This is a genomic window from Bacillota bacterium, assembly GCA_023511485.1.
In the GTDB taxonomy this organism is placed as follows: Bacteria; Actinomycetota; Aquicultoria; order Aquicultorales; family Aquicultoraceae; genus CADDYS01.
Window position 1 is genome coordinate 17,713 of record JAIMBH010000007.1, and the last position, 12,458, is coordinate 30,170.

11 protein-coding genes are annotated in these 12,458 nt (G+C 44.7%); all 11 read right to left on the minus strand.

Annotation, left to right across the window (positions count from 1 at the left end; translation table 11 throughout):
* Window positions 1-2: 2 nt before the first annotated feature.
* Entirely contained in the window at window positions 3-419 is a 417-nt protein-coding gene (locus K6T91_03425) for a hypothetical protein (GenBank protein ID MCL6471843.1), read from the minus strand.
* Window positions 420-602: 183 nt separating this feature from the next.
* Window positions 603-2,381, minus strand: a complete 1,779-nt coding sequence (locus tag K6T91_03430) for a phosphoenolpyruvate carboxykinase (protein ID MCL6471844.1) — start codon at window positions 2,379-2,381, stop codon at window positions 603-605.
* A 125-nt stretch (window positions 2,382-2,506) separates the two neighbouring features.
* Window positions 2,507-3,907, minus strand: a complete 1,401-nt coding sequence (argH, locus tag K6T91_03435; GenBank protein MCL6471845.1) for an argininosuccinate lyase — start codon at window positions 3,905-3,907, stop codon at window positions 2,507-2,509.
* Window positions 3,908-4,036: 129 nt separating this feature from the next.
* The gene (locus tag K6T91_03440; protein ID MCL6471846.1) at window positions 4,037-5,257 is read right to left on the minus strand and encodes an argininosuccinate synthase; all 1,221 of its coding nucleotides are present in this window, start codon (window positions 5,255-5,257) and stop codon (window positions 4,037-4,039) included.
* 120 nt (window positions 5,258-5,377) lie between these two features.
* Window positions 5,378-6,064, minus strand: a complete 687-nt coding sequence (locus tag K6T91_03445; protein ID MCL6471847.1) for a hypothetical protein — start codon at window positions 6,062-6,064, stop codon at window positions 5,378-5,380.
* A 194-nt stretch (window positions 6,065-6,258) separates the two neighbouring features.
* Window positions 6,259-6,720, minus strand: a complete 462-nt coding sequence (gene argR / locus K6T91_03450) for an arginine repressor (GenBank protein ID MCL6471848.1) — start codon at window positions 6,718-6,720, stop codon at window positions 6,259-6,261.
* A gap of 9 nt (window positions 6,721-6,729) precedes the next feature.
* Window positions 6,730-7,662 (minus strand): ornithine carbamoyltransferase, encoded by a 933-nt coding sequence (gene argF, locus K6T91_03455; GenBank protein MCL6471849.1) that lies wholly within the window; start codon window positions 7,660-7,662, stop codon window positions 6,730-6,732.
* Window positions 7,663-7,664: 2 nt separating this feature from the next.
* The gene (locus tag K6T91_03460; GenBank protein ID MCL6471850.1) at window positions 7,665-8,858 is read right to left on the minus strand and encodes an acetylornithine transaminase; all 1,194 of its coding nucleotides are present in this window, start codon (window positions 8,856-8,858) and stop codon (window positions 7,665-7,667) included.
* Window positions 8,859-8,920: 62 nt separating this feature from the next.
* Window positions 8,921-9,784, minus strand: coding sequence for an acetylglutamate kinase (argB, locus tag K6T91_03465; GenBank protein MCL6471851.1), 864 nt, complete (start codon window positions 9,782-9,784; stop codon window positions 8,921-8,923).
* 90 nt (window positions 9,785-9,874) lie between these two features.
* Window positions 9,875-11,098: a bifunctional glutamate N-acetyltransferase/amino-acid acetyltransferase ArgJ gene (gene argJ / locus K6T91_03470; protein MCL6471852.1), complete on the minus strand. Its 1,224-nt coding sequence runs from the start codon at window positions 11,096-11,098 to the stop codon at window positions 9,875-9,877.
* Between the two features lie 101 nt (window positions 11,099-11,199).
* A complete protein-coding gene (gene argC / locus K6T91_03475; protein MCL6471853.1) occupies window positions 11,200-12,246 on the minus strand; it encodes an N-acetyl-gamma-glutamyl-phosphate reductase in 1,047 nt (348 codons plus the stop codon).
* Window positions 12,247-12,458 lie beyond the last annotated feature (212 nt).

Sequence of the window (12,458 nt, forward strand, 5' to 3'; positions counted from 1 at the left end):
CATTAGGCGACCCGGATCAGTTTATCTTGAGGTACCCAAATAGCATCGGCTGAAATGCACAATTCCCTCAGGCGAAACCTGACTAATGCCCTGCCAGATTTGCAGCCACAGGACGTTGGAACCGCTATATAAAACTGGCCTCCTACGCTATTCACATACTCATAAAAGGCCATCCATTGCTCGGCTGTGTAATCGTTGGATATTGCGTCACATGTCCCAGCCGCCAAAACAATAAATGTTTTCTCTTTATTCGCCTGCCTGCATGTTAAATCAGGAATATGCCTGCCGATTTTAAACGGTTTTGGAAACCCGGGTAAATTCACCAGCATATCTGTATAATGCTGCTGCCTAAAATAGCTGACCATCATAGCAATTAAGCCCTTATGCACAACGCTTTGGCTTCCTGCTTGCATTGCCATAGTAGCTCTCCTTCCAGCACAAGACAGCTACATACTGGTGGTATATTGTTGAGTATTTTCCCTAATTAATGGTTTTACAACACTTAAATTGGCTGACAATGTGAGATAAACACCGGATGCGGTATTCTCTGTGGCTCTAACGGCTTACTTTTATACAAATACTAAAACTCGGTGAGCTAGTGCTTAATTTGTAGAGAGTTGCTTAATCACATTAAATAGTTCTAGAGAAGCAACCCGTGGCCCTTCTTGTTCATATCCATCAATACCAAGTCTTGTCCTTATCTGGCCTACCTTTACTCCCAACTCAAACATTTTTTCGAAATAGAGTTTTGCGCAGGCTTCATGCTCCTGCCTGCGTTGTGGAGCACCAAATGGGTTGGCGAAATATGTATGGACAAGCCCCTTTTCGTCGGTCGTACCTTTGGCCAGCCGCGCCCCGCTTTTAAAAACAGCTAACGCATCGTCAGGTGTCGAGAAAAATTCCAGCGCCCGGTTCTCCTCATTTACTTGGTCATAGTTATTGGCATATAAAAGAATATCCACAGGATATCCCTTAATTATGTGGGAGTACCGGGTTATGGGCATTATTAGTCTCGCATTAGTTTTGTCAGGATTCATAAATATGCTTCTATCTATTTCTTCATACGCATAACCAGGTTGCAAGTCATCAAGCCTTACAAATGCGCCTATCTCCGTACCGTATCCAACTACATTGCCACCCGCATCAATTCCTAGCGAGCCCATATCATCAAACACGATTATCATCTCGCAAATATATTCATCTGCTAATACACGTAAGGCCTCAATAGTCTCAGATTTACCGGCACCACTATCGCCTATTATTACAACATTGGCAGTGCCGCCTTCCTTTAACTTGAGATAGACCATAGCTCCATGGACAGGCAGACGTTTTCTTTTAAGCATTGCGATGTTGTGTAAGGTAAGGGTCATTTTTTTAAAATAACCGAAATAGTCTACATCCTCAGAGTGTTGAATCAGGCCAACCAATATGTCATTATCTAGGTCTTCATAGAAGACTGTTTTGCTGGGTAGATTTCCGTTATCAAGCCCAAACACGAGCATGATGTTAGGTTTGTTAGCTTCAATTTCTTCGTAATCTGCGATTTCAAAAAGATTGCATAAAGAAAGGCCGAGAGACATAAAGTCATGGTGGAAGTAGATAAAAGCGATCAGATCGCCAACCTTCGCAGGATAACAAAACCATTCCTCAGGGTTCAAATCAAGCATTTCTTTTTCAAGCCCGCCGATTTCCTCAAACCTGCCTTTTCTTTTATTCGCTCTCGGGTAAAAAATAACAGGCGGCTCTAATAGCGTTAGGCGGATGAATGGAATCTCCTGTAAATTGCTGTATGTCTTAGGACAATCCCAATCTATTTTCTCACAGAGTAACCCCATATTTGCGCCAGCTGGTAGCTGCCTATATACACGCGGGTTCTCGCCGATTAGATTCTCGCCGATTCGTCGGTAGACAGAAAGGATAAGATTCTTAAATTCTTCGTTTGATTTTATAAACTGAGCGTGATGGAGGCTATTTTTTGTGTATTGCGACCTTTTGGGAGCCTCCATATATATAAACCTCTCAAACCCTCTCCAGTAATTATACAGACCCTCAATAAACTCAAGTACCCTTTCTTTGTCGGATAAGATTGCATTATATTCACTGTTCATAGAAAGAATCTCTTCTGTCGTATGGCTAGATAGCAATCTTAAGAGGTTAATCATATATCCTGCTAGTTCATCTTTCTTTAAATATGGTAGTGATTCGCTTAGAAAGGCAAAAGTGGAACTCCCCTTTGATGCAATTTTTGCAACAAATCTTTCGGTTATTTCTTTAAAAAGCCCGCTCCTTAGAAGTTCCTCCGGCGTAGCACAATATAGGGTTGAATAGTCAAATATAACCTTTCCCCTTGATAAGAGGTATTGTTCTCTAGTCGTTTTCACACATATATCATAGCATACGCTATTTCCTTTTACTAGTATGAGTAAAGATGCGCCGATAATTGGTAATACTAAATTTTATACATAATCATCAGACCCTAAACCAGAGCTTGAATTGCCGCATAAATCTAGGCTCTTTCCTCAAGCCAGACTTGCTCTTTCTCAAGAAGCTTAATCGCTTTCTCGATTTGTTCTTGGACACGCTCGGTTGCGGTGCCACCACGGTTGTTGCGACGCTCTACCGCTACTTCAATGTCAAGGGCTTCAAAGATATCGTCTTCGATCATTGGGTTTATTTCTTGCAGTTCTTCGAGGGAGAAATCGGAGAGCCAACAGCCTTCTTCAACTGCTTTGCGCACGATTGTGCCTGCAACATGGTGGGCTTCTCTAAAGGGAACGCCTTTGCCAACCAGGTAATCCGCTAGCTCAGTTGCATTGGTGTAGCCACCTTCAGCTGCCTGACGCATGACCTCAGAATTTATCTTCATGGTTGAGATCATGTTCTTCATGCCTATGATGGAGTTCTTAACGGTGTATATTGTATCGAGAAGGGATTCTTTGTCCTCCTGCATATCCTTGTTATATGCAAGAGGGAGCCCTTTCATGGTGGTTAACATTTGCATCAGATTGCCGTAGACCCGGCCGGTCTTGCCCCGTATTAGCTCTGCGACATCCGGGTTTTTCTTCTGCGGCATGATACTGCTTCCCGTCGTATAGGCTTCGTCGAGTTCTATAAAGCTGAATTCGGTTGTCGACCAAATAATTAGCTCCTCAGCAAGCCGGCTTAAGTGCATCATCAGCATCGACGCCGCAGCTTGAAACTCGACTATATAGTCGCGATCGGATACCGCATCAAGGCTGTTATTGCTTATCTTTGCAAAACCAAGATCTTTAGCAACCTGCTTCATGTCTATAGGATAAGTTGTTCCTGCAAGCGCAGCCGAGCCAAGAGGCATAACATCTGCGCGTTTGAATGCGCCTTTTAAACGCGTAAAATCACGGCGCAGCATCCAGAAATAAGCCATCATATGGTGCGAAAACAGGATAGGTTGAGCCCTCTGCATATGAGTGTAACCGGGCATAATCGTGCGGATTTCTCTTTGGGATATATTGACCAGCTCTAGTTGGAGCGCCATTATCTCAATGCCGATATCAATTATTGCATCTTTTATGAACATGCGGGTGTCAAGTGCTACCTGGTCATTGCGGCTGCGTGCAGTATGGAGTTTCCCTCCTATGGCACCAATCCTATCTGTGAGCGCCCGCTCAATTGCCATATGGATATCTTCATCCCCAATATCAAAGTTGAAGGTTCCCTCTTCGATTTCTTGTTTGATCAGTTTTAGACCTTCAATAATGCGGTCGGCTTCCTCACCTGTGATGATTCCGCAAGCCGCAAGCATGTGGGCATGGGCTATGCTTCCCTTTATATCTTGCTCGTAGAGGTGTTTATCAACAGGAAGGGACGCGTTGAATTCATCAACAAAGCTATCTGTGCTTTTCGTGAACCTCCCAGACCACAATTTCATAGCAATGACTCCTTCTGCAGATGCTGGTTCATGCAATTAGCGTATCGTCCATAGAGATTGTGCCCAACTACCAATCCCTATTATACCCACCAATTGATTATTTTTGCGATAGATGAAATCAAAGAAATTTTACTTCCTATATTTCCTTCCCCACGTTTCTAACCCAAGGCCCCAGATCCTGTTAAATCCGGCGGCAGCCTGGTGTGCAAAAGTGTCGCCGGCCTCGTATGTTGCAAGCGCTCTATCATATAGAGAATTCGGCGAACGACGACCGACTACCTTGCACGAACCCTTATAAAATTTCAGGCGCACAGTTCCGTTAACAACCCGCTGAGTTTCGTTTATGAAGGCATCAAGTGCCTCACGAAGCGGTGAGAACCAAAGACCGTAATAGATCATCTCAGCGTATTTTTCTTCGATACCGTATTTATAGTGAGCAAGGTCGCGCTCAAGAGTTAGGTCTTCTAAATCCCGGTGAGCCTTAATAAGAGCAAGCGCTCCCGGCGCCTCATATATTTCGCGCGACTTTATGCCGACCAACCTGTTTTCTATCTTATCCAGGCGACCAAAGCCATTGCTTCCAGCAATCTGGTTCATTTTTTGTATAAGCATTAGAAGGTCCATCTTCTCGTCATCCAATGAGACAGGAACACCCTGTTCAAAAGTTACTTCAACGTAAGTCGGCTCATCCGGAGCTTTCGCCGGGTCAACTGTCATGGCATATGCATCTTCCGGCGGCTCGATCCATGGATCTTCTAAGATACCGCATTCAACCGAGCGACCCCATAGATTTTCATCAATACTATATGGACTTTTCTTGGTAACAGGAATTGGGATGTTGTGCTCTTTGGCATACTCAATTGCCGTCTCACGTGTAAAGTCCCACTCCCTGGCTGGTGCGATTATCGTTATGTCGGGGTTTAAAGCCCGCATCGTTACCTCGAAGCGCACCTGGTCGTTGCCTTTGCCAGTACATCCATGCGCCGCGTAGACTGCACCAGTTCCCTGTGCGACTTCGATTAATATCTTAGCAATTAGCGGGCGTGATAGAGCAGTTGCAAGCGGATACTGTCTCTCGTAAAGCGCGTTTGCTTTAAGCGCCGGTACGATAAATTTTTCGGCAAAGGCCTTTTTCGCATCTACAACCTCGGCATGTACAGCACCGATTTTTAAGGCCTTCTCCCTAATCGGTTCAAGGTCTTCCCCTTGGCCGATATCGACAGCCACGGCAACCACCTCTAAGTCATAATTTTCTTGAAGCCATTTTATGGCGACTGAGGTGTCAAGACCGCCAGAGTAAGCCAGTACTACTCTATCTTTAGGTTCCCTTACACTTCCAACCTGTCCCACTTAATAAACCTCCGGTTCGTTAATCATTCATCAATCATTTTGCCCTAACCCTAATATATCTGTGCGCCAAAGCGTCGAATTCAGATGAGAGCAAGTAACGGAAATTGCGCCCCTCGCGCATTAATTTTTCTCATCGTAAAACATAATATCGCTTAGCATCTTATCAACACGTGGTTTGAATTCGTTTTCTCTGTCAAGTGGGTATTGAATAATGATGCGGTAGATATAACCCCCGCGCTCAAAAACTATACCCGTTCCGGTTATTTCTGCTCTAAACGCGTTTTGCTTCTTAATGGCAAACTCTACTTTCGATCTTGCGCCAGGGATATTATACTGCTCGGGAGTCCCGGCTCGGTGCTCTATAACTTTAAACCCGTGCGTCTGAACTAGCTCTTTAACAGCCTTCACAGAATAATCAACTGTGTTTTTTGCATCTTTTTTCTTTACTGTAATCTCAATGCTTGAGTTAATATCTTTTTTATCTTTATCTTTTGCAAAGACAAATATCCGGCCACCGTTCTCTGCCATCCCCCGCTCGCCAATCATATCCTCCGCGATATAGGTAGAAAACCTCACCGTTTCGTCATCAAACAGAGCAAACTCAAACTTTTTGTCCTCGCCGTTGATTAGTATGGTATCCGTCTTTGTTTTTGGGCGATTCTTAGCGGGAATATCCTTATCGGCTCTAGATTTGACCGCACCTTTATTTCCTTTAACCACCCCCTGGTCTACTTTAGACCCGCCGCAGCCTAACGCAACCAACAAAACCACTATTACCAACATAATTCCCAGGGGTTTCTTTGTCACAGCTTTCTCCATTCACAAAATTGCTTTGTCAGATCTTAAGGCCTTTGCTTGATGGCACTACTATCGCTACTGTCAAACCATACCGTTGTAAAGTAAGCCTAAAGCCCTGAACTATATCTATTTAAGCTGCTGCCTGGCAGAGCTTTAGCCCTGCACTATGTTAATACGGTGATTGCTATTTAAAAACTTTAAATTTAAACGATTCTTTCTTCCTTAAGCCTTGTAAGCCTCTCGACAATATAGTCGGCTACATCCCTGCTGCGCGTGATAACCAGAATTGTATCGTCTCCTCCAACCGTTCCCAGGACATCCGGCCACTTTACTGAGTCCATGGCTGATGCAACAGCCTGCGCTGTACCGGGAGTGGTCTTTACCACTACCAGGTTCTCGGCTTTATCTATCGAGACCATAAACTCGTTCAGCATCGAACGCAGCCTCTCTGTCTGGGGGAGCGAATATATTTGTTTGCTTCCTGCCTTGTTGACCGCAATTCTTACCTTAAGAAGCCCTAGATCGCTTATGTCCCTTGAGATCGTTGCCTGGGTCACATCATATCCAAGCGTCTCGAGCTCGGATATCAATTCCTCCTGCGTTGAGATATCTTTTGTCTCGATTACCCTTTTGATAACATCTAATCTATCTTGCCTTGTTCTCATAGCTATCCACTACTTTAGCAGCGATACCAGCACCGCTTTTGCCGTATGCAAACGGTTTTCCGATTGCTGAAACACCACCGATTGCTTACTCTCCATTATCTCATCGGTTACCTCTTCGCCTCGGTGAGCGGGAAGACAGTGCATAAACAGTGCAGTCGGTTTTGCCGCATCCATAAGGTCTCTGTTCACCTGATAGGACTTAAATACCTTGATACGTTCATCATGCTCATCTTCTTGACCCATACTTGCCCAAACATCAGTGTAGACAACATCGGCATTTTTTACGGCTTCTTGCGGGTCATTGGTCACATCTATTTTATGGTTTATATTTCTTATGCAGCTTTGCGCAAAATCAACTATGTCTTTAGCTGGTTCATAACCCTTTGGACAACCCACAGACATATTTATACCGAGCTTTCCTGCAACAATTAAAAGGGAGTGGGCAACGTTGTTCCCATCTCCAATGTACGCAATTTTCAGACCAGCTAACCTATCTTTTATCTCAAGTATGGTCATGAGGTCTGCAAGTGACTGCATTGGGTGATAATCATCTGTTAGCGCATTTATTACCGGGATGGATGAATATTCTGCTAACTCTTCAACGTCGCTGTGCTTAAATGTCCTTATCACTATTGCATCGGCATAACCAGATAGCACCCTTGCGATATCCTTGATTGGTTCCCTCGTGCCAAGCTGTATCTCATCAGGTTTTAAAAATATCGGATGTATACCCAGATGTGAGCATGCAACTTCAAAAGACATCCTCGTACGGCTTGATGGCTTCGAGAAGATCATTGCCACCGTTTTCCCCTCAAGAAAACGGTGCGCCTTCCCGTTTCTCTGCTGCCTCTTCAATTCAATCGCTTTAGCTAACAGCTGGTATATCTCATCCTGGCTGTAATTTTTAAGCGATAATATATCCCTGCCTTTTAAACTCGCCATATTTACTCCTGCACTAACAGTCGTGCCAAAATCGAAACAGCTATGTCAATGTCTTCTTCGGTAATACAGAGGGGCGGCAAGAACCGCAGTATGTTTCCCCCTATATTATTGGCCACTATGCCTTCTTTGAGTAGAGCTAATACGATATTTTTTGCATTATCTTTAGCCAATTCGATAGCTAACATCAGGCCACGCCCTCTGACCTCATTGATCTTGCCAGTGTTTGTTTTCAGGTCTTCGAGCTTTTGCGCAAAATATGCGCCGACTTCGCGACTATTTTCAACAAGTCCTTCCTGCTCGATAACCTTGATAGTTGCAAGCGCGCCCGCACAAGCCACCGGGCCGCCGCCAAATGTAGAACCATGTTCGCCAGGATTAAATACCGAAGCTTTGTCACTAGCAATTAGAACGCCGATCGGAAGACCGCTTCCTAAGCCTTTTGCAAGGGTCATAACGTCTGGCGTGATGCCGTAGCCTTCATAGGCAAACATATGCCCCGTTCTTCCCATTCCAGTTTGCACTTCGTCAAGTATTAATAGGATACCATGCTTGTCGCAAAGCGCACGGACCTGCTTTAGATATGCCTCGTCACAGGGATAAACGCCGCCTTCGCCCTGGATGGGCTCAAGCATAACGGCACATGTCTTTTCGTTTATCTCATTTTCCAGCGCATCAATATCGTTTAATGGAACGTGTTTGAAACCTGGCGGCATTGGCTCAAAGGGCTTCTGTTTATCGGGCTGGCCTGTTGCCGCAAGCGTTTTCATAGTGCGCCCATGAAACGATCTTAGCGCAGTGATAATCTCATATGCATTGTCTTTGCCTTTTGCTTTTGCATAGCGGCGGGCAAGCTTAATCGCGGCCTCATTGGCCTCGGCGCCACTGTTTGAAAAAAAACACTTATCGCCAAAAGATATTTCGACTAACTTTTTTGCAAGTTCAAGCTGGGGCTGAGTGTAGTAAAGATTTGACACATGCATCAGTGATTCAACCTGGTTTTTGATCGCCTCAACGACCGCCGGATGGCAATGCCCAGCGTTTGCAACCCCTATACCGCTTAGAAAGTCAATGTACTCCTTGCCTGTATCATCCCACAGCCGAGTCCCTTTTCCTTTAACAAAGGTCACAGGCAGGCGCGCATATGTGTTCATATGATAATTGTCGTTTAGTCGTATTAAATTCTCCAAATTTGGCATAGTCATCGTTCTATCCTCATTCATCGGAACGGTTAGCTAGTACTGCTACCAACGCTGCAGCGCTATTTTGTAATCATTGTCCCGACGCCTTTGTCGGTAAATATCTCAAGCAACAGCGCATGCGGTATGGTTCCGTTTAAAATGTGCGCTCTTTTTACACCCGCCCTGAGCGCAGTAACACAACCTTCTACTTTGGGAATCATCCCTGATTTTATGCTTTTGCTGGAAAGCTTTTCTTCGCAATCGGCCAATTTAAGCTCTGAAATCAATGTATCTTTGTTCTCAAAATCTTCATACAAACCATCAACATCGGTTAAGAATATTATCTTGTCTGCCTTAAGTGCGGCCGCTATCTCGCCGGCAACTTTATCGGCATTTATGTTATAACTTGCACCATCCTCACCTACACCGACTGTTGCCACTACAGGTATAAAATCATCTTTTATCAGGTTATTGAGAACTTGGGTGTTGATATTAACAACCTCGCCAACAAAACCAAGGTCTATCCCATCTTCCATTTTCTTTTTCCTGGCAGTAATAAGATTTCCATCGTCTCCACTCAAGCCAACTGCCAGCTTCCCATGACGGTTGATAAGCGATACAACCTCCTTGTTGATTTTACCAACAAGAACCATTTTTACTATGTCGATCGTATCTTCATCGGTCACACGCAGGCCATTTACAAACTTGACCTCTTTACCCATCGCTTTCATCTGTCTTGAAACCTCAGCTCCCCCGCCATGGACGATGACCGGATTAAGGCCAACATACTTCATTAACACGATATCGGTTGCAACGACTTGCTTTAGGTCCTCCTGCTCCATGGCCGCACCACCGTATTTTATCACAACCGTCTTGCCGTGATACTCTTTTATATATGGCAAAGCCTCGGTAAGTATTTGCGCTTTTTCCATTACAGTCTGCATATCAACAACCATCATAAAATCCTTTCGATCAAGAGCTACCGGCTTTCAGCTATCAGCATATAAGAAAACAACTGCTGAAGGTTAAATGTTCTAAGTATGATATTCTGCGTTTATCTTTACGTAGTCATAACTAAAATCACATGTCCAAACGCGGGTAGAGCCATCTCCGAGGTTGAGATTAACCGTGACCTTTATATCCTTCTCTTTAAGAATAAAATCTACCCTATCGGGGTCATACGCCGCTATGCTTCCATTTTCTATCAATCTCTCATCACCATATAGAATATCTATTCTTTCTGGGTCAACATCTGCCCCTGAATAACCAACCGCCGCCACTATTCTGCCCCAATTAGCATCCTCACCAAAAAACGCCGTCTTAACAAGATTAGAGTTGGCAATAGCCATAGCTGCCTTCCTTGCATCAGCGTTATTCCGAGCACCTAAAACATTTATCTCTATAAACTTGGTTGCACCTTCCCCGTCCCGCACAATAAGTTTGGCCAGCTCTATACAAACCAAGTCCAGCGCCTCCTGGAACACTAAAGCGCTATCTTTAGTTATCTGAACCCCCGATTCACCATTAGCAAGGAGTACTACCATATCATTGGTGCTGGTATCACCATCTACGGTAATCGAATTAAACGATTTTTCAACAGAAGATTTCAAGAAAGCATCCAGCATATCGGGTGAGACCGCTGCATCTGTTGTAATAAATCCCAGCATGGTAGCCATATTGGGAGCTATCATGCCCGAACCTTTAGCAGTACCGCCGATTATAACTTCTTTGCCATCAATCTCAAAAGATACAGCATATTCCTTCAGGAAGGTATCCGTTGTCATTATTGCCTCGGCCGCATCTGAGCCTGCGCCTGTAGATAGCTTACTTACGGCTTCCTTTATGCCTCTTTCAATATTTTGCATCGGAAGCGGGCTGCCGATCACCCCGGTTGAGGCTACAATAACATCATTCGGGTCGATTCCTGCTTCGATTGCCGTTATCTCCGCCATCCGCGCGGCATCGGTATCACCCTGTCTTCCGGTATATGCATTTGCCACACCGCTGTTTACCACAATGGCTTGTGCCCTACCATTTGCTAGGTGCGCCTTGCTTAAATGGACCGGCGCAGCAGCCACCTTGTTGGTAGTAAAGACCGCTGCGGCTGAACAAATTTTATCCGAAACGAGAACCGCTATATCCTTGCGACCGCTCGCCTTTATACCGCAGGCAAGACCCGCGGCCTTAAACCCCTTTGGGCTGGTCACACCACCATCTATTTGTTTTATGTTCACCCTATTTGCGTTACTTATAGTCATTCCTCTTCCTCTAGCTTTAACTTTATTATCGGGCGACTACCTAGCAGAGCTAAAGCCCGCATATATTTTCTAACCCTAGGCCTCGGCCAAGAACCGTTGCCTTAGGGTGCCAAGCCAACAACCTTCAATCCCATATCCTGCGGTAAGCCCAGCATTATGTTCATATTCTGGATCGCCTGCCCAGACGCACCTTTAACCAGATTATCAATAGCAGAAATTACTATAATCCTATTCGTCCTCTTATCATAGGCAAGGCCTATATGGCAGTAGTTCGAGCCCATGACATTCTTAGTTTCTGGATACTGACCCTGAGGCAAGATGCAAACAAACGGTTTGTTTCTATAATATTCCTGGTAAAGAACTATAAGTTCGGCTAATTCAACTTTTTCGGCTGCCTCAATATAAGCTGTGGTTAGAATCCCCCTGGTTATTGGAACAAGGTGGGGCGTAAAAGATACTTTTACTTTCTCGCCTGCAATATCGGACAGGTACTGTTCAATTTCGGGGGTATGTTGGTGTATGCCACCGACTTTATATGCCGTCAAGCTCTCATCTACTTTGCAGAAATGGGTCGCCGGCTTCGGGTCGCGTCCGGCACCGGATACGCCACTTAAAGAATCTATAATAATACTATCTGGTTTCACTAGCTTTGCAGAGAACAATGGGGCTAGAGCAAGAATCGCGCCTGTCGGGTAGCAGCCCGGATTTGATACAAAGGTCGATTCTTTGATCTTTTGCTCATAAAGCTCAGGAAGGCCATATGTCGCCCTTAGCATGAGCTGGGGATTTATATGTGCGGTCTTATACCACTCTTCATAAGTCGCTGCATCGTTTAACCGGAAATCGCCACTTAGGTCTACAACCCTGCAGCCAGCATCCAAAAGCGCGGTTGTAATCTTCATTCCCTGGCCATGCGGAAGCGCCAAAAAGAATAAATCTGCCTTACCAAGCGCATTTTCGAAGTCATAAGGCTCAAAAACAAGGCTGGTTACGCCGTTTAAATGCGGGTATAATTCAGCCACCGCTATATTTTGATATTGGTTTGCGGTAGCATACACAACTTCCATCTCAGGGTGTGCCGCAGCCAGCCGGATAAGTTCGGCTCCGGTATACCCAGATGCTCCGATAATGCCCACTTTTACAGCCATGGTCTCTCCTTAAGCCGCTTGCTATGATAATATACCGTATAATAGCATATTCGGCATTATTTATGCAATATTTTGCAATCATAAATGTACCGATTTTTGCCAATAATTTTATATAAAAGCCATTCTATGCATTATTGCCGTTTTACAAAAGCATTATTATAAATTTAGCTTGCATATTTCATCAATAGCGGCCTAAAACAAATAATCCGGCG